General features: G+C 65.3%; 15 protein-coding genes. 13 read left to right on the plus strand and 2 right to left on the minus strand.

The window, feature by feature from the left end:
* Positions 1 to 194: 194 nt before the first annotated feature.
* The 7 genes from aceE to amrS all read left to right on the plus strand — a co-directional run bounded on the left by aceE (position 195) and on the right by amrS (position 9409).
* The gene (gene aceE, locus AC3WQZ_RS07430; protein WP_010813072.1) at positions 195 to 2882 is read left to right on the plus strand and encodes a pyruvate dehydrogenase (acetyl-transferring), homodimeric type; all 2688 of its coding nucleotides are present in this window, start codon (positions 195 to 197) and stop codon (positions 2880 to 2882) included.
* Positions 2883 to 3049: 167 nt separating this feature from the next.
* Positions 3050 to 4714, plus strand: coding sequence for a dihydrolipoyllysine-residue acetyltransferase (gene aceF, locus AC3WQZ_RS07435; RefSeq protein WP_492300269.1), 1665 nt, complete (start codon positions 3050 to 3052; stop codon positions 4712 to 4714).
* A gap of 72 nt (positions 4715 to 4786) precedes the next feature.
* Complete coding sequence (locus tag AC3WQZ_RS07440) at positions 4787 to 5464, plus strand: Ntn hydrolase family protein (RefSeq protein WP_058696845.1); 678 nt, start codon at positions 4787 to 4789, stop codon at positions 5462 to 5464.
* Between the two features lie 33 nt (positions 5465 to 5497).
* On the plus strand, positions 5498 to 7282 hold the full coding sequence (gene lpdA, locus AC3WQZ_RS07445) for a dihydrolipoyl dehydrogenase (protein WP_492298696.1): 1785 nt from the start codon (positions 5498 to 5500) through the stop codon (positions 7280 to 7282).
* A 315-nt stretch (positions 7283 to 7597) separates the two neighbouring features.
* Entirely contained in the window at positions 7598 to 8035 is a 438-nt protein-coding gene (locus AC3WQZ_RS07450) for a universal stress protein (protein WP_492300271.1), read from the plus strand.
* Positions 8036 to 8129: 94 nt separating this feature from the next.
* The gene (locus AC3WQZ_RS07455; protein ID WP_011615032.1) at positions 8130 to 8324 is read left to right on the plus strand and encodes a hypothetical protein; all 195 of its coding nucleotides are present in this window, start codon (positions 8130 to 8132) and stop codon (positions 8322 to 8324) included.
* Positions 8321 to 9409 carry an AmmeMemoRadiSam system radical SAM enzyme gene (gene amrS, locus AC3WQZ_RS07460; RefSeq protein WP_058696844.1) on the plus strand — a complete coding sequence of 363 codons (1089 nt, stop codon included), beginning with the start codon at positions 8321 to 8323 and terminating at the stop codon, positions 9407 to 9409. Before AC3WQZ_RS07455 ends, amrS begins: the two co-directional genes overlap by 4 nt.
* A 128-nt stretch (positions 9410 to 9537) precedes the next feature.
* Here amrS and AC3WQZ_RS07465 read toward each other — a convergent pair whose 3' ends face one another.
* Positions 9538 to 11652, minus strand: a complete 2115-nt coding sequence (locus tag AC3WQZ_RS07465; protein ID WP_439668730.1) for a hypothetical protein — start codon at positions 11650 to 11652, stop codon at positions 9538 to 9540.
* A 371-nt stretch (positions 11653 to 12023) separates the two neighbouring features.
* Between AC3WQZ_RS07465 and AC3WQZ_RS07470 the strand changes: the two genes are divergently transcribed.
* Entirely contained in the window at positions 12024 to 13148 is a 1125-nt protein-coding gene (locus AC3WQZ_RS07470; protein WP_439668731.1) for a helix-turn-helix transcriptional regulator, read from the plus strand.
* A 259-nt stretch (positions 13149 to 13407) separates the two neighbouring features.
* Here the strand turns inward: AC3WQZ_RS07470 and phaP1 are convergent, their stop codons facing one another.
* Positions 13408 to 13986, minus strand: coding sequence for a TIGR01841 family phasin PhaP1 (gene phaP1, locus AC3WQZ_RS07475; RefSeq protein WP_011615034.1), 579 nt, complete (start codon positions 13984 to 13986; stop codon positions 13408 to 13410).
* A 358-nt stretch (positions 13987 to 14344) separates the two neighbouring features.
* Between phaP1 and AC3WQZ_RS07480 the strand changes: the two genes are divergently transcribed.
* From AC3WQZ_RS07480 to pbpG, 5 genes are all read left to right on the plus strand, one after another.
* Complete coding sequence (locus AC3WQZ_RS07480) at positions 14345 to 15265, plus strand: histone deacetylase family protein (protein ID WP_492300273.1); 921 nt, start codon at positions 14345 to 14347, stop codon at positions 15263 to 15265.
* Positions 15262 to 16188 (plus strand): DMT family transporter, encoded by a 927-nt coding sequence (locus tag AC3WQZ_RS07485; protein ID WP_058698885.1) that lies wholly within the window; start codon positions 15262 to 15264, stop codon positions 16186 to 16188. The genes AC3WQZ_RS07480 and AC3WQZ_RS07485 overlap by 4 nt, the downstream gene beginning before the upstream one ends.
* Before the next feature lie 58 nt (positions 16189 to 16246).
* Complete coding sequence (locus AC3WQZ_RS07490) at positions 16247 to 16705, plus strand: acyl-CoA thioesterase (RefSeq protein ID WP_011615037.1); 459 nt, start codon at positions 16247 to 16249, stop codon at positions 16703 to 16705.
* 17 nt (positions 16706 to 16722) lie between these two features.
* Positions 16723 to 17445, plus strand: a complete 723-nt coding sequence (locus AC3WQZ_RS07495; protein ID WP_081050391.1) for a nitroreductase — start codon at positions 16723 to 16725, stop codon at positions 17443 to 17445.
* A gap of 282 nt (positions 17446 to 17727) precedes the next feature.
* Positions 17728 to 18951, plus strand: a complete 1224-nt coding sequence (gene pbpG / locus AC3WQZ_RS07500; RefSeq protein WP_439671578.1) for a D-alanyl-D-alanine endopeptidase — start codon at positions 17728 to 17730, stop codon at positions 18949 to 18951.
* Positions 18952 to 18954: the final 3 nt, after the last annotated feature.

The following is an 18954-nucleotide window of genomic DNA, read 5'->3' on the forward strand; positions in this document are numbered from 1 at the left end:
TCGGTTCGACCCAAGAATGCGGGCGGCAGCCATGCGCCTGCCGCGCGGAGAAACCGGAACAGGTTTCCCGGCGGCGGCCCCGATGCAAGGCGGCATGGTGCCGGATCCGCAAGTCGGTGCGAGTCATACGTAAAGTCGTGTCCGGGCGCTGCCAGCGCGGGCGCGGATGCAAAGAATTCACCCAGGAGACAGTCATGTCCGCCGTACCAGAGCAGATTCTCGGCGCCTCGAGCGCCAACGACGCCGATCCCCAGGAAACCCATGAATGGCTCGACGCCCTGCAGGGCGTCCTGGCCGCCGAAGGTCCGGCGCGCGCCGCTTTCCTGATCGACAAGCAGATCGAATACGCACGCGTGAACGGCGTGACCCAGCCGTTCCACGCCGAGACGCAGTACATCAACACGATTCCGGTCGAGCAGCAGGCCCGCATCCCCGGCGACCAGGACATCGAGCACCGGATCCGCTCGTACACCCGCTGGAACGCCATGGCGATGGTGCTGCGCGCCAACAAGCACACCAACGTCGGCGGCCACATCTCGTCGTTCGCCTCGGCGGCCACGCTGTATGACGTCGGCTACAACCACTTCTGGCGCGCCCCGTCGGAAGCCGGCGGCGGCGACCTGGTGTTCGTGCAGGGCCACTCGGCTCCGGGCGTATATTCGCGCGCCTTCCTGCTCGGCCGCCTGACCCAGGACCAGCTCGACAACTTCCGCCAGGAGGTGGACGGCAAGGGCATCTCGTCCTACCCGCACCCGTGGCTGATGCCGGACTTCTGGCAGTTCCCGACGGTGTCGATGGGCCTGGGCCCGATCATGGCCATCTACCAGGCCCGCTTCATGAAGTACCTGGACAGCCGCGGCCTGGCCAAGGCCGGCGACCGCAAGGTCTGGGCCTTCCTGGGCGACGGCGAGACCGACGAGCCGGAATCGCTGGGTGCGATCGGCATGGCCGGCCGCGAGAAGCTCGACAACCTGGTCTTCGTCATCAACTGCAACCTCCAGCGCCTGGATGGCCCGGTGCGCGGCAACGGCAAGATCATCCAGGAACTGGAATCCGAATTCCGCGGTGCCGGCTGGAACGTGATCAAGGTGGTGTGGGGCAGCAAGTGGGATTCGCTGCTGGCGCGCGACACCAAGGGCCTGCTGATGAAGCGCATGATGGAATGCGTCGACGGCGAGTACCAGACCATGAAGGCCAAGGACGGCGCCTATGTCCGCGAGCACTTCTTCAACACGCCTGAGCTGAAGGCGATGGTGGCCGACTGGTCCGACGACGACATCTGGCGCCTGAACCGCGGCGGCCACGATCCGCACAAGATCTACGCCGCCTACAAGGCCGCCAGCGAGCACAAGGGCCAGCCCACGCTGATCCTGGCCAAGACCATCAAGGGCTATGGCATGGGCGACGCCGGCCAGGCCATGAACGTGGCCCACCAGCAGAAGAAGATGCCGGTGGACGCGATCCGCAAGTTCCGCGACCAGTTCAATCTCCCCGTTGCCGACGACCAGCTGGAAGATGTGCCGTACATCACCTTCCCGGAAGGTTCGAAGGAACTGGAATACATGCGCCAGGCGCGCCTGAACCTGGGCGGCTACCTGCCGGCCCGCCGCCAGAAGGCCGAAGCGCTGCCGGTCCCGCAGCTGTCCGCGTTCGACGCGCTGCTCAAGGCCACCGGCGAAGGCCGCGAAGTGTCCACCACCATGGCCTTCGTGCGGATCCTGAACACGCTGCTGAAAGACAAGCAGATCGGCAAGCACGTGGTGCCCATCGTGCCGGACGAGTCGCGCACCTTCGGCATGGAAGGCCTGTTCCGCCAGGTCGGCATCTGGAACCAGGAAGGCCAGAAGTACGTGCCGGAAGACCATGACCAGCTGATGTTCTACAAGGAATCGCAGACTGGCCAGGTGCTGCAGGAGGGCATCAACGAAGCCGGCGCCATGTGCGACTGGATCGCGGCCGCCACGTCGTACTCGACGCACGGCGTGCAGATGATCCCGTTCTACATCTACTACTCGATGTTCGGCATCCAGCGTATCGGCGACCTGTGCTGGGCCGCTGCCGACATGCGCTCGCGCGGCTTCCTGCTGGGCGGCACCGCCGGCCGCACCACGCTGAACGGCGAAGGCCTGCAGCATGAAGACGGCCACTCGCACGTGTTCCACGCCGCGATCCCGAACTGCATCTCGTACGACCCGACCTTCCAGTACGAACTGGCGGTGGTCATGCAGGACGGCCTGCGCCGCATGTACGCCGAGCAGGAAGACGTCTACTACTACCTGACGGTGATGAACGAGAACTACGAGCATCCGGAAATGCCGGCTGGCGTGGAGCAGGACATCGTCAAGGGCATGTACCAGTTCCGCAAGGGCGTCGAGAACAGCAACGCGCCGCGCGTGCAGCTGCTGGGCTCGGGCACGATCTTCCGCGAGGTGATCGCCGCTGCCGACCTGCTCAAGAAGGACTGGGGCGTGGAGTCGGACCTGTGGGGCTGCCCGAGCTTCACCGAACTGGCCCGCGAAGGCCACGACGTCGAGCGCTTCAACCTGCTGCACCCGACCGAGACCCCGCGCGAATCGCACGTGGCCAAGAGCCTGAAGTCGGCCCGCGGCCCGGTGATCGCCTCCACCGACTACGTGCGTGCGTTTGCCGAGCAGATCCGTCCGTTCGTGCCGCGCCGCTACGTGGTGCTGGGCACCGACGGCTTCGGCCGCTCGGACACGCGCGAGAAGCTGCGCCACTTCTTTGAAGTGGACCGCTACTGGGTCACGCTGGCCGCGCTCAAGGCGCTGGCCGACGAGGGTGCGATCGGCCGCGACAAGGTTGCCGAGGCCATCAAGAAGTACAACCTCGACCCGAACAAGCCCAACCCGATGTCGGTCTGATCCGGCAGCCAGCACCAACCCCCGCAGTACGGCAACGCCGTGCCGCGGGCGCCCCGGCCAGAGCCCGGACGGCGCCTTGCGGCATGGCGGCGTGACAGAAGCGGGCGGCGAAGGTAATCTCGCCGCTTGCGGATGTCGCGCGTGCCGGCCTGCCCAGGAGACACTGAATGAGTCAAGCGATTGAAATCAAGGTGCCGGATATCGGCGACTATGACGCCGTTCCCGTCATCGAAGTGCATGTGAAACCCGGCGACAGCATCAACGCGGAAGACGCGCTGGTGACGCTGGAATCGGACAAGGCCACCATGGACGTGCCCTCGCCGCAGGCCGGCGTGGTCAAGGACGTCCGCATCAAGGTGGGCGACAACGTGTCCGAAGGCTCGGTGCTGGTGATGCTGGAGGCGGCCAACGAGCCCGCCGCCGCAGCAGCCCCGGCGCCGGCCGCCGCAGCCCCCGCACCGGCTCCTGCCCCCGCGGCAGCCCCAGCCGCGGCCCCGGCCGCTGGCGGTGGCGGTGGCGGCACCATCGAAGTCAAGGTGCCCGATATCGGCGACTACGACGCCGTGCCGGTCATCGAAGTCCACGTCAAGGCGGGCGACACCATCAACGCCGAAGACGCCGTGGTGACGCTGGAGTCCGACAAGGCCACCATGGACGTGCCGTCGCCGCAAGGCGGCGTGGTCAAGGAAGTCAAGGTCAAGGTCGGTGACAACGTCGCCGAAGGCACGCTGCTGCTGATCCTGGAAGGCGCCGCCGCAGCCGCCGCCCCGGCAGCTGCCGCCGCGGCTCCGGCTCCGGCCCCGGCTGCCAGCGCGCCCGCACCGGCACCGGCACCGGCCCCCGCAGCCGCCGCCCCGGCACCGGCCGCAGCACCTGCTGCCGCGCCGGCCGCCGCTGGCGTAACCGGCAAGGCCGCCCACGCCAGCCCCTCGGTGCGCAAGTTCGCACGCGAGCTGGGCGTGGACGTGTCGCGCGTGCCGGGCACCGGCCCCAAGGGCCGTATCACCCAGGAAGACGTGCAGGGCTACGTCAAGGGCGTGATGAGCGGCCAGGCCGCCGCGCCCGCACAGGCCGCCGCGGCTGGCGCCGGTGGTGGCGAGCTCGGCCTGCTGCCGTGGCCGAAGGTCGATTTCACCCGCTTCGGCGAGGTCGAAAGCAAGGCCCTGTCGCGCATCAAGAAGATCTCGGGTGCCAACCTGCACCGCAACTGGGTCATGATCCCGCACGTCACCAACCATGACGAAGCGGACATCACCGAGCTGGAAGCCTTCCGCCTGCAGCTGAACAAGGAAAACGAGAAGTCCGGCATCAAGGTAACGATGCTGGCGTTCATGATCAAGGCCACGGTGGCGGCGCTGAAGAAGTTCCCGAACTTCAACGCGTCGCTCGATGGTGACAACCTGGTGCTGAAGAAGTACTTCAACATCGGTTTTGCCGCCGACACCCCGAACGGCCTGGTCGTGCCGGTGATCAAGGACGCCGACAAGAAGGGCGTGCTGGAGATCAGCCAGGAAATGAGCGAGCTCGCCAAGCTGGCCCGCGACGGCAAGCTCAAGCCGGACCAGATGCAGGGCGGCTGCTTCTCGATCTCTTCGCTGGGCGGCCTCGGCGGCACATACTTCACGCCGATCATCAACGCGCCGGAAGTGGCCATCATGGGCGTGTGCAAGTCGTACCAGAAGCCGGTGTGGGACGGCAAGCAGTTCGCCCCGCGCCTGACGCTGCCGCTGTCGCTGTCGTGGGACCACCGCGTCATCGACGGTGCCGAAGCGGCGCGCTTCAACACGTACTTCGGGCAACTGCTGGCGGATTTCCGCCGCATCCTGCTGTAAGCGGGGTTGCGCCGGGCGGGCAGGCCGACGGCCTGGCCTGCCCGGCGCACCACGCGCAACCGGGAGCGAGCCATGACTACCTGCGTGGTCGTGAGGAAGGGCGCCGAGGTGGCCATCGCGGCAGATGCGCTGGTCACCTTTGGCGACACGCGCCTGTCGCGCGCCTACGAGCGCAACCAGAAGGTGTTCCCGGTAGGCGACGGCTTCATCGCGCTGGCCGGGACCACCGCGCACTTCCCGGTCATGCGCACGCTGCTGGCGGGGCTGGGCGAAGAGTGCCGGCTGGGCTCGCGTGATGACGTGTTCCGCACCTTCCTGAAGGTGCATGAGAAGCTGAAGTCGGACTACTTCGTCAACACCAAGGAAGACGAGGACGATCCCTACGAGTCGTCGCAGATCGTATGCCTGATCGCCAATCCGGCGGGCATCTTCGGCGTCTACTCGTACCGCGAGGTGTTTTCGTTCGACCGCTTCTGGGGTATCGGCTCGGGCCGCAACTACGCGCTGGGCGCGATGCATGCGGTCTATGACCGGCCGGACCTGGATGCGGGCGAGATCGCGCGCATCGGCGTCGATGCGGGCGTGGAGTTCGACAAGAGTTCGGCGGGGCCGATCGAGGTGCACACCGTGCGGCTGCACGAGGGTGACGCCGCACCGGCGCCGGCGGCTGGCGGTGCCTCGGGCGGCAATCCGGCAACCGGCAGTACGGCACCCGACAGCGCGGCAACCAACAACGACGGCGCGCCCTGAAGCCGAGAGGCGGGCGCGCATAGAGGAGCAAACATGAGTGTGATCGAAGTCAAGGTGCCGGATATCGGCGATTTCGACGCGGTGGAAGTGATCGAGGTGCTGGTCAAGGCCGGCGACACGGTCGAGGTGGAACAGTCCCTGATCGTGCTGGAATCCGACAAGGCCAGCATGGACGTGCCGTCGTCGGCCGCCGGCAAGGTGGTCGAGGTCAAGGTCAAGGTCGGCGACAAGGTCGGCCAGGGCGCGGTGATCTGCACCATCGAGGCCCAGCAGGCCGCGGCCGCCCCGGCGCCCGCGCAAGCTCCGGCACCGGCGCAGGCTCCCGCACCCGCGGCGGCGGCTCCGGCACCGGCTCCTGCTGCCGCCAGCCACAGCGGTGGCGCCGATATCCAGTGCGAGATGCTGGTGCTGGGCGCCGGCCCCGGCGGCTACTCGGCCGCCTTCCGCGCCGCAGACCTGGGCATGAATACCGTGCTGGTGGAGCGCTACAGCACGCTTGGCGGCGTCTGCCTGAACGTGGGCTGCATCCCGTCCAAGGCGCTGCTGCACAACGCCGCCGTGATCGACGAAGCCAAGGCGCTGGCCGCCCACGGCATCCTGTTCGGCGAAGCCAAGATCGACCTGGACGGCCTGCGCCACTACAAGAACCAGGTGGTCGGCAAGCTCACCGGCGGCCTGGCCGGCATGGCCAAGGCGCGCAAGGTGCAGGTGGTGCGCGGCATCGGCAACTTCCTCGACCCGCATCACATGGAGGTCGAGCTGACCGAAGGCGAGGGCAAGCGCAGCACCGGCAAGAAGACCGTGATCCGCTTCGAGAAGGCCATCATCGCTGCCGGCAGCCAGGCGGTGAAACTGCCGTTCATCCCGGAAGATCCGCGCATCGTCGACTCGACCGGCGCGCTGGAGCTGCCCGAAGTGCCCAACAAGATGCTGGTCATCGGCGGCGGCATCATCGGCCTGGAAATGGCCACGGTGTACAGCACGCTGGGTGCCGACATCGACGTCGTGGAAATGCTCGACGGCCTGATGAACGGTGCTGACCGCGACCTGGTCAAGGTCTGGGAGAAGAAGAACAAGGACCGCTTCGGCAAGGTCATGCTGAAGACCAAGACCGTCGGCGTGGAAGCCAAACCGGACGGCATCTACGTCAAGTTCGAAGGCGAGGCCGCGCCGGCCGAGCCACAGCGCTACGACCTGGTGCTGGTGTCGGTGGGCCGCTCGCCCAACGGCAAGCGCATCAGCGCAGAGAAGGCCGGCGTGGCCGTGAGCGAGCGCGGCTTTATCAACGTCGACAAGCAGATGCGCACCAATGTGCCGCATATCTTTGCGATCGGCGATATCGTCGGCCAGCCGATGCTGGCGCACAAGGCGGTGCATGAAGCCCACGTTGCCGCTGAGGCCGCGCATGGCGAGAAGGCTTACTTCGATGCCAAGCAGATCCCGTCGGTGGCCTTCACCGATCCGGAAGTGGCCTGGGCCGGCCTGACCGAAGACGAGTGCAAGGAGAAGGGGGTCAAGTACAGCAAGGGCGTGTTCCCCTGGGCGGCATCGGGCCGCGCCATCGCCAACGGCCGCGACGAAGGCTTCACCAAGCTGATCTTCGACGAGGAAACCCATCGCGTGATCGGCGGCGGCATCGTCGGCACGCATGCAGGCGACCTGATCAGCGAGGTCTGCCTGGCGATCGAGATGGGCGCCGATGCGGTGGATATCGGCAAGACCATCCATCCGCACCCGACGCTGGGTGAATCGATCGGCATGGCGGCGGAGATCTATGAAGGCACGTGTACTGACGTGCCGCCGCCGCGCAAGCGCTGAGCGCCGTTCGCTGCAAGCGAGAAAGCCCGCCCGCCCAGGCGGGCTTTCTCATTGCCAATTATGCAATTAACCGCCAGAATTTGCCGGCGTCCGCGAGGTCTGCCTGCCAGTACCGCTCGCGTCGGCAGCCAATGTGCAGATTGCGACAGGAGCGGTGCAAGACCTTCGCTGCCTATACTGAATTCAGCCGCCATGCACCCCAAGGCGACCGAGGCCGGCGCTGCATACTCGCGCGCGGCCGATCGCTGCCGGATGTCTGCTGGCGGGATCCGGTGGCCCCCGGTGGCTACCGTTCAGCTGACAAGGAGGCACGACGTGTTCAGGCATCTTCTTGTTGCGGTGGATGGCTCCGCTCTGGCCGAAGCGGCCTTTCGCAAGGCACTGGAGTTCGCGCAGGAGACGCAGGCCAGCAATACGGCGCTGCGCGCCTGCCCGGATTTCCACGTCACGACTTACCACACCGAAATGCTCACCGACACGCGAGAGCAGTTCGAAGAGGCTGTCCTCGAGGACGCATCGAAATACCTCGACGGCATCGCGCGAGAGGCCGCCGCGGCAGGCGTGCCCTGCGACACCAGCAGCGTGGTCGACGATCATCCCTACGATGCCATCATCAAGGCTGCAGAAGAAAACGATTGTGACCTGATTGTCATGGCGTCTCATGGGCGCCGGGGTGTGAAGGCGCTGTTGATCGGCAGCGAAACCCTGAAGGTACTGACCCACAGCAAGATTCCGGTGCTGGTCTATCGCTAGACGTCGCGTGAATGGGGTCGCCGGCATTGATGACACCGGATACGTTCGTGATGCCACCATGGTTGCCTGTCATGGGCGCCATAAAGGATCTGCCATGAGCACTCGCCGCTATGTCGTGATGATCGACCAGCCCAGGGACGTTGCCGACGAGCAGATGGCAGAGTACATCAAGCATGCCATCGCCGGATGGGGTGCCGGATTGCCCCCGCCTCCGGCTGACAGCCCGTTCTTCGACCTGGATGTATTGTCGGTAACCGTGATCAGCAAGCCGCACAAGGACCACTCATGAAGGATGTGCCCGGTTCAGGGAGCTATGCCGGCCGCTACTGGCATTTCCTGGATGACGGCCGCATGCAATGCGACCTGTGCCCGCGCCACTGCCGCCTGCATGGCGAGCAGCGCGGCGCTTGCTTCGTGCGCCAGCGGGTGGGCGATCGGATGGTGCTGACCGCCTATGGCCGCTCGTCGGGCTTCTGCATCGACCCGATCGAAAAGAAGCCGCTCAACCACTTCTACCCGGGCTCCGCCGTCCTGTCGTTCGGCACAGCCGGCTGCAATCTGGCCTGCAAGTTCTGCCAGAACTGGGATATCAGTAAATCGCGCGAGATGGAGACCCTGGCCGATGCGGCCATGCCCGAAGCGATCGCCGCATCGGCGGCGGCGCACGGTTGCAAAAGCGTGGCCTTCACCTACAACGACCCGGTGATCTTCGCCGAGTACGCCATGGACGTAGCCGATGCCTGCCACCAACTGGGCATCAGGACGGTGGCGGTGACCGCAGGATATATGGGCGCCGAGGCGCGGCGTGATTTCTACGCCAGGATGGATGCGGCAAACGTCGACCTGAAAGGCTTCAGCGACGCGTTCTATGTTGCCTTCACCGGGGCGCACCTGCAGCCGGTACTGGAGACGCTCCAGTACCTGAAGCACGAAACCGATGTCTGGCTCGAGATCACGACGCTGCTCATTCCCGGCAAGAACGACAGCGATGACGAGATTCGCGCCGAGGCCCGGTGGATCGCCAGGGAGCTTGGTCCCGACGTGCCGCTGCACTTCACCGCATTCCATCCGGACTACAAGATGCGCGACGTGCCGCCGACACCATGTTCCACCCTTGCGCGCGCCCGCAAGCACGCGCTGGCGGAGGGACTGCATTACGTCTACACCGGCAACGTGCACGACACCGCCGGTGCCACCACCCATTGCCCCGCTTGCCGCGCGCAGCTCATCGTGCGCGACTGGCACGCGATCGAAAGCTATCGCCTGACTCCCACGGGAACTTGCCCGGACTGCTTTGCACAGATTGCGGGACGTTTCGGGAATTTTGAGCGTCAGTTCGGGCGGCGGCGAATTCCTGTGCGCATCGGAGAATAGGCCGGCATGCATGCTCGGGGCCCACGGCCGCTGTTCACCGGGACCAACCTGATGGAAAGGTGAAGAGCAAAAAAACCACGCCGAGAGGAAGCATGGCGCTTCCCCGGGGCGTGGCAGCACGCAGCCTTTCAGTGGTTGTATTCGACGCTGTGGTTGAAAGACAGGTCGAAGGCGTCCGACCACGTCACGTTGACGAACGACGAGTCGTTTGTGCCGGTTGCCGCGGCAACGGAGGGGAAGGCCGTGCCCTGGTCGCCCCGCACGTCCAGCGTGACTGTCGTGCCCGGGGCCACCGGCCTGGCCTGTGCCGACCCGCTGACGAAGACCGTAGGCGTGGCGCCGACGGTGGAGCGGACCTGCACGTTGCTCCGCTTGACGAAGGGCACGCCCGAGGCGGAAGTCCAGCTGACCGGGAAGGTCGGGCCGCCTGTGAATGCGGTGGCGGAGGTCGGCGTGATCAAGTCGCGCACGCTCTGGCTGACCTGTTGCCACGCATACTGGCGCAGCGATTCCGGCGCCGGCGGCGGGGTGCGCAACCTGACCTGGTACGTGTACGCCGGTGTGGTGGTATTGCCGCGCTGGTAGATGTCAAAGGTGTAGACACTGAACGGCGTGATCGCGGCAATTTCCGCGCTGCTCAGTTGCGGGCTGGCCCAGGCCGCGTTGCCGACCGGCCAGGCGAGCTGCGCTTGCGCCGACACGTCCTGTGCCACGCCCGCGAGCCGGTAGCTGCTGCGGCAGGAGGTCAGGCGGCCAAGCGATGCGGCCTGGGTCGGCGTCTGCGAGGCGCCGAGCTGTGCGCGGATGTTCAGCGTATCGCAGACCCCGCCTTGGGCCACCGGCTGCAGGAAGATGCCGTTGCGCAAGCCCGGCCCCTTCACGATGGCGAAATCGACCGGCACCCCTTGGTTGTCGACGTTGGCGACTTGCAGGCTCAGCGAACTCACAAAGGCGTTGGCGCCCGCGGTCGCCTTTGCCGGATTCAGCCAGTCCCATTTCTGGGCAAGGGCGCCGACGCGGGTCAGCACCTTGCGCTGGTTGCCGACCATGCGCCAGCCGTTGTCGTCGTTGGTGCGGGCGCTGTCTTGCAGCGCCACCTGCACGATCGCCTGGGTGCCGTCGCGCAGGCCGTCGGTGCGGGTCCACGACAGCTTGATCCAGAGCTTGTCTGTTGCCTGCACGCGGATGACTTCCGGCAGGCTGAAGGCGGCGCCGTTCATCATGTCGTCGGCGAAGATACCGGGCGCGCTGCCGCCCTGCGCGAACTCCCTCTCGGCACTCGCGCCGTTGTTCAGGTAGGCCGAGGGCACGCCGGCTTGCCGCACGCCGGAATCCACGTCATCGACGAAGATCTTGCCGCACGCGGCTACCTCGCCATTCAGGCGGGCGGTGGCCGTCGAGCTGCCACCGAAGCATTGGTTGAAGGCGGCTTGCAGCGCTGCCAGGTTGCTGGCCGCCGGGAGGGCGGATACGGGTACCGGTACCCCGCCGATGGTAGCGACGCTCGGCAGGCTCGCAGCATCGCTGGCTGTCGGCGCCACGCCGGGTGCCAGCTGGAGCAGGGCAGGCGTATCGCTGGAGGCGCCGGGCACCGATGAGAGCTGCACGGCACCGTCCGGCAGCACGTTGACCTTCAACTGGTCGAGCAGGCGGTCCAGGCCGGGCGCCCCCGCCGTCAGCGGGCCGGAGATGAGGTCCACGCCGGCGTTGCCGGTGGCGCTCAGCAGGTCGGCTAGCGCATCCGAGTAGGCCTTCACGGTGGTGCTGATCGCCGACGCGGTGATCTTCGACTGCAGCAGGCCGGTATCGGCAAGCAGCTTGGTCGGGTTGTCGCCGACGATGGTTGCCGCAATCGCGTTGGTCAGCGGCGTGATGTTGATGGTCTGTGTGCCCGCGGTGGCGCTCAGGCTGATCAGCGTGGCCTGCGAATCCGCGACATTGCCGGTGGCCGCCAGCACAAAGGGCGCGGCGAGTCCCGTCACATCACACTGGAACGAGCCGGTAGTGGCGTCCGCCGGGCAACTGACGGACTTGCCGGCGGCGTCGGTCAGGGTCACGGTGGCGCCCTGCATGGCTGCGCCGGTGGCCGCGACGCCAGTGACGGTCTGCTTGGCGGGTGTCGACGTGACAGGCGGCGTCGTGGTGGTAGTAGTGGTGCCGGCGCCGCTGTCGGACGAGTCGCCGCCGCCGCAAGCCGACAATGCGAACACGGCGATGCCGAGCGCAACAGGTGTGAGCTTCATGATTTCCCCGGTTATTGCTGTGATGGACTGCAAACCATCAGGCAGGTCGAAGACCTATGCCGCCTGATTGGCCAGGAAATTCAGGAAAAGCGCCCAATGCAATACAACAGTTGATTCCCGTTTATCCCCAAACCTCGGGCGAGCTTTCTTGTGCTGCGGGTCGATTTCAATTCGCCTGGCTGGCGGGATTTTCCGGAATCGCCCGGGCGCGCCGCATCATTCATTTAGATGAAACTTTGAAATACCCCCAATGCGAGGGGCACTCATTCGGTCGCGCTTTATGCAAAGCTGATGCCGGTCCGTAAGAGACTGTCGGCGCCGCAGAACATCAATTAAGCGCCTGATGAATAATGCCCTTGGGGAGCGGGTAATTGAAGACGGAAAAGGAACACCTTATCGGGGACCTCTATGAGGCTGCGCTGCGGCAGGAGGGCTTCCTGGACGTTTTTCAAAGCGTCGCCGAAAGCGTGGGCGCCAATGTATTCCACATGTTCAGCTGGGATGTATTGCGCAATGCGCCCCACCTTTCCATCTATACGCCCGATGTCGATTTGGATACGGTGGTGCAGCGCTACGACCAGTATTACGGCGCACTCGATCCGCGTCGCAGTTTTGTCGAAAAGGCCGGCATTGGCGAGTTGGTCTGCTGTCAGGATTACCTCAGTGAGCAGGATATTGCTCGCAGCGAGTTTTTCCAGGATTACCAGTTGCCATCGGGCTTGCGTTACCTGATGGGCCTGCGGCTGGCCCGGCCCGGCAGCGACGATATCCTGCTGGGGTTGATCAGGGCCAAGGGCCGGCCGCCCTACACCATGCAGGAACGCGTCGCCGCGGCCGGCATGGCCGGACACCTGCAGCGTGCCATCAACCTCTGGCAGGACGCCCGGGTCCTGCATCGCGATGCCGCCGTGGGCACCGAACTGATGGCGCAACTCGGCCTGGCCGTGTTCGCGCTCGACCGGCGTGGGCGGGTGATGTTTGCCAACCACGCTGGCGAAGCCATATTGCGCGCCACCACTTGCCTGCGGCTCGAGCATGGCCGGCTCGCGGCCAGCAGCGCCGCGGAGAACGAAGGCATGAAAGCCGCCATGGCCCGCGTGGAAAAGACACGCAAGGCGGAGAGCCTGGCGCTGCGGACCACGGCGGGCGCGCCGCCCGAAATCTTCGTCTGTATCGCGTGCCTGCCGGGGCACGATACGCGCGCGGCATTTGGTGAGGCAACGCTGCTGCTGACTGCCAGGCGGCGTGGCTCGGCGCCGATGGTCGCCGCGAAGGCGCTGCAGCAGGCGTTCAGGCTGTCGGTTGCCGAGGCGGCAGTGGCCGAAGCGTTGATCAGCGGCAAAACCCCCGACGAGTACGCAGCCCTTGCCGGAGTTTCCCTGGCCACCGTGCGCACGCAGCTGCGGGCCATCTTCGACAAGACCTGCGCGCGATCCCAGGCCGAGGCCGTCGGAACCATGCTATGGGTCCTGTCGCAGCACGAGCGGGACCGCTAGCGTTTGCCGATTCCGCGCAAAGCGGCAAAAAGCCAAGGTGAAGAACAAAAAAAAGCCCGACCTGTAGAGGTCGGGTTTAACGATACCTTTGGACAAGGAGACCGCGGTACCGAGGAGACATCGGCGGACAAGGCAGCACCGATGCAACTCAGTCAGGGCACTACCTTCATCGTTGGCAAAACATACCGCAAACGCCAGGCGTCGATATGCTTTGCCAACGGACCGGCCGCAGCCGGTCCATCTTCAACGCAGGCAGCTATCAGGCAGCCGTCGTCTTCTTTGCCGTGGCCGTACGGGCCGTGGCGCTGGCTTGCTGGGCAGCCTTGGTGGCAGCCGTAGCCGCAGCCTGGAAGTTGGTTTCAGCGATTTCGACCGCTTGCTTGGTCGCCTTCTGCACCGACTCGTAGGCGTTGTTGGCAGCGGAGATCGCCGACTTCACGATGGCCACGGTCGATTCCGAACCGGCCGGGGCGTTCTTGGCGAGGTTCTCGACCAGCGCTTGCACGTTCTTCGAGCCTTCGGCCAGTTGAGCTTCGGCTACCTTGGTGAACTCGCTCTGGGTTTCCGAAGCGATTTCATACAGGTGGCGGGTGTAGGCCAGGGTCTTTTCGGCAACCGGCTGCACGGCTGCGGCCTGGATGGCCAGCAGTTCCTGTGCGTCCTTGGCCGACAGCGCCTTCTTGGCGTTGTCAACGCCTTCTGCGAACGAAGTCTTGACGACCTGCAGGTTCAGCTCGACGAGCTTTTCGACGCCTTCAAACGCCTTGGTGGTCAGGCCGAACAGCGTTTCGAGGTTGGCCTTTTGCGCTGCTGCAACTTGTTCCGGGGTGAGGATCATTGCTGGTCTCCAGTGGTGAACTTCAAGGTCTAGCAAATTAAGCCGCCTAGATGTCAGGGCCGTGACGGTGTTGTGCCCGATTCGGCCAGCCCAGGCGTGTGGGTGGGTCAAGGCGCATTTCTTATTTGGTGCGCCGCAACAATTCCTATTTTAGGGGCGCCAGATCCAATGTCAAGTGGATTTTGTGCAATGCACAAACAACGTTGCTGGCGATACACGGGAGCGGCTGTGACGCCACTCCGGGGCGCTCCGGCGAGGGCCATGCAGGGGTGCTACCATCGCGGATTGCCCGCGCCCGCACGGATGGCCGCGCCGGGAACCAAACAAAGACGTGAACAGAACCGCCCAGGCCACTTCCATGCTCGCTTTCTATGCCGACCATTTTGTGCTGCCACTGCCACCCGGGCACCGTTTCCCGATGCGCAAGTACAGCATGCTGCGCGATGCCGTCGCGGCGCAGGTGCCGGGGCTGCGCCTGGTTGAGGCGCCGCGCGCGGGCGACGATGCCTTGTTGCTGGCGCACACGCTCGGGTACGTGCAGGCCGCGTCAGCCGGCACCCTCGACGCGGCGCGCCAGCGCGAGATCGGCTTCCCGTGGTCCGAGGCCATGGTGGAACGCTCGCGGCGCTCCGCAGGCGCCACCATCGAGGCCTGCCGGACGGCGCTGCGCGAAGGCATTGCCGTGAACCTGGCGGGCGGCACCCACCATGCGTATGCCGACAAGGGCGGCGGCTTCTGTGTGTTCAACGATGCCGCGATTGCGGCGCGCGTGCTGCAGCGCGATGGCGCCGTGCGCCGCGTGGCCGTGGTCGACCTGGATGTGCACCAGGGCAACGGCACCGCGTCGATCCTGCAAGGCGATCCGTCCGTGTTCACGTTGTCGCTGCATGGCGAGAAGAACTATCCGTTCCGCAAAGAGGCCAGCGACCTGGACGTCGGCCTGCCGGACGGCTGCGACGACGATACCTATGCGCAGGCGCTGCAGGCGGCGCTGGACACGCTGTTCAGCCGCTTCGATCCCGAGCTGATCATCTACCTGGCCGGCGCCGATCCGCATGAGGGCGATCGCCTCGGGCGGCTCAGGCTGACCCTGGCGGGCCTGGCACGGCGCGACCGGCTGGTGTTCGATGCCGCGCATGCACGCCAGTTGCCGGTGGCGGTGGCGATGGCGGGCGGCTACGGCAACCAGATCGAGGACACGGTTGCGGTCCACGCGCAGACCGTAAGCCTGGCCGCACAATATCACGCGCGCCATGCACAGGCGCTGCTGGCCACATGAGCGGCGTGATGGAGCAAGGCGGCGCAGCAGCGTCAAGCGCCCGCGCCACGCTGTGGGTGGCGTCGATGCCGTGGCTGTTCGTGCTGATCTGGAGCACCGGCTTTATCGTTGCCAAATACGGCATGCCGTACGCGGAGCCGATGACCTTCCTGTTCCTGCGCTTTGCCGGCGTGGTGGTGCTGATGGTGCCATTCGTGCTGCTGGCGCGCGTGCCGCTGCCGCGCCTGCCGGGCAAGGCGCAAACGGACTGGTCCGCGGTCGGCCATATCGCCGTAGCGGGGCTGTTGCTGCAGACGGGCTACCTGGGTGGCGTCTGGGCTGCGATCAAGCTTGGCATGCCTGCCGGCGTATCGGCGCTGATCGTCGGCATGCAGCCGATCCTGACCGCGCTGATCGCCACGCGCATGGGTGAGCGCATCGGCGCGCGCGCGTGGCTGGGCCTGCTGCTCGGCATCGCCGGCGTGGCGCTGGTGGTGGCCAACAAGCTGGGTGCCAGCGGACTCACGCCGGCAAGCCTGGCACTGGCGGGTGGCGCCTTGCTCAGCATCACCGTCGGCACGGTCTACCAGAAGCACTTCTGCCCGGTGTTCGACCTGCGCATGGGCTCGGTGATCCAGTTCGCCGCGGCGGCACTTGCGTGCGTGCCGTTCATGTTCCTGTTCGAGACCCGCGCGGTACAGTGGAGTGCCGCGATGCTTGGTGCCATGGCGTGGTCGGTGGTGGCGCTGTCGATCGGCGCCATCTCGCTGCTGTTCCTGCTGATCCGGCGGGGCGCGGCCACCAAGGTGTCGAGCCTGATGTACCTGACGCCGCCCACTACCGCGGTGATGGCGTGGCTGCTCTTCGGTGAGCGCTTTCCGCCGCTGGCCGCTGCCGGCATGGTGCTCGCGGCGCTTGGTGTCGCACTTGTCATCCGCCGGTAGTGTCGCGTATGCGGCTACTTCAGAATATTCCTATCCCATCCTGTCCCGTCCACGTCTCATGAAACCGCAAGCCGAGTCGCGCAGTGCCTATCCGTACTTCCAGCCGATCACCACGCGTTGGATGGATAACGATGTCTATGGCCACGTTAACAACGTTGTCTACTACAGTTACTTTGATACCGTGGTGAATACCTACCTGATCCGGCAGGGCGTGCTCGATGTCACGTCGGGCGACACGATCGGGCTGGTGATCGAGACGCAGTGCAACTACTTCTCGTCGCTGAGCTTTCCCGAGACCGTGGTGGCCGGCCTGCGCGTGGCAAGACTGGGCACGTCGAGCGTGCGCTATGAGGTCGGGCTGTTCAGCGGCGACAACGAGACTGCCGCCGCGCAGGGGCATTTCATCCACGTCTATGTCGATCGCGCCACGCGCCGGCCGGTGCCGTTGCCGGAGCCGCTGCGCGAGGCGCTGCTGCCGTTGGTGATGGCCGACGCGGTGACGGGCGGGCAAGGGTAAGAACGGGGCAACAGGAGATGAACAAGATGTCCCACGAGGTGCAATTCGGTTCGCAGGATGCCGTGGACTGCGTGGATCGCGCGATCCTGACGCGGCGTTCGGTGCGGGCCTTTCTCGATACGCAGGTGCCGCGCCGGACCGTCGAGGAAATCCTGGCCGTAGCCAGCCGTGCGCCGTCGGGCACCAATACGCAGCCGTGGCGCGTCTATGTGCTGTCCGGCGAGGCGAAGGCCAAGCTGTGCGCCGATGTGCTGGGCGCCTACGAAGACCCCGAGCGCGACAGCAAGTACCTGGAAGAGTATCCGTACTACCCGCGCGAGTGGGCCGACCCCTACTTGTCGCGGCGGCGCAAGGTGGGCTGGGACCTGTACGGGCTGCTTGAGATCAGCCGCGAAGACAAGGCGCGCATGCATGAGCAGCACGCGCGCAATTTCCGTTTCTTCGATGCGCCGGTGGGGATGATCTTCACCATCGACCGCATCATGGAGCAGGGCAGCTGGCTGGACTACGGCATGTTCCTGCAAAGCATCATGGTCGCCGCCCGGGCGCGCGGGCTTGATACCTGTCCGCAGGCGGCGTTCACGCAGTTCCACAAGATTATTGGCAGCCACCTGCGGCTGCCACCGGAGGAAATGGTGGTATGCGGCATGTCACTGGGTTTTGCCGACCCGGAAGCGATCGAGAACCAGCTGACCACGGAACGTGAGCCGGTCAGCGGGTTCGCGCGTTTCCTCTCATAGCAAAGTTTGAGAAAAGTTTGTATCAATGTGTAACGATGAGTGCCGATATACAAGACGACTCCGTGTATTGGCTGGGAGTGTTCCAAGGGGCAGCAAGGTGAACCCGGGTACGCCTGGGGCAAGCCAGAGGCGGTTCGCATGCAAACGTGACCTTTTGGTTGCTTTTTCCGCAATGTGGAAATGTTTGCAAATCGAACTTTAAGGAGCGTCTGTAAGTCTTTAATCTTGCTAACAATTTCTTTCTTTCCTACACTAGCGCCATTCCTATGCGCTGAACGAATCATGTTCCGGTCTGATTCCATTTTTTCCAGATTCTTCGGCTCCGCACCCCTGTCCGCTGTTGCCACCGCGGTCCTGGTATCGGTGTCGATGGTCGCGGCACCTGTGGCCGAAGCGGCCACCAAGTCCGCAACTACCCAAAAAACGTCGAAAAAGCAGGCAAAATCGGTTAACGCCGAGAAAAAGGGTGCTTCGAAGATTGTTGCCAAGAGCTCGCGTAGCGGCAAGGTCGCCAAGCGCGAAGCAAGCAGCACACGCAAAGTGGTGGTGCTGAAAAATGGCAAGCGCCATACCGTCGTAGCCCAGCGTGCCGCACCCGTGCGCGCCGCCTTCACCCCGGCCAAGCCGTCGTTGGGCGAAGCCATGGGCTTGCGTGACACTGACGACGCGCTGGCACTGCGCTCCAGCGTGGCACTGGTGATGGACCAGAATTCCAACGAGGTGCTGTTCCAGAAGAACGCCAGTGCGGTGCTGCCGATCGCTTCGATCACCAAGCTGATGACCGCGCTGGTGGTGATGGACGCCCGCCTGCCGATGGACGAAGTGCTGACCATCTCCGAGGAAGACCGCGACACCGAAAAGCACAGCGGCTCGCGCCTGCGCTTTGGTACGCAGCTGACGCGCCAGGAATTGCTGCTGCTGGCGCTGATGTCGTCCGAGAACCGCGCCGCGTCGGCGCTGGGCCGCAACTACCCGGGCGGCCTGCCGGCCTTTGTCCAGGCGATGAACCGCAAGGCCCGCGAGCTGGGCATGAACGACAGCCACTTCGTCGATTCCAGCGGGCTGTCGAGCAGCAATGTGTCGAGCGCGACGGACCTGGTGCGCATGGTCAACGCGGCGTATCGCAACCCGACCATCCGCGAGTTCTCGACGCAGACCGAGCATGAGGTCAACGTGCTGGGCCGCACCCAGCACTACGTCAGCACTAACCGCCTGGTGCGCGGCGGCAACTGGGAGATCGGCCTGCAGAAGACCGGCTTTATCTCCGAGGCCGGCCAGTGCCTGGTGATGCAGGCCAAGGTCCAGGGCCGCAACGTGGTGATGGTGTTCCTGGACTCGGCCGGCAAGCTGTCGCGCTTTGCCGATGCCAACCGCGTCAAGGACTGGCTGGAGCATGCGCCGTCGCCATCGTCGCCGCAGCGTGGTTTCCCGTCGTCGCCGAACCTGACGCAGGCTCCGGGCGGCGCGCACGCGATCCTGGCCTCGCAACAGTCGCGCGGCATCTGATAC

Source organism: Cupriavidus sp. FW305-26, assembly GCF_058787975.1.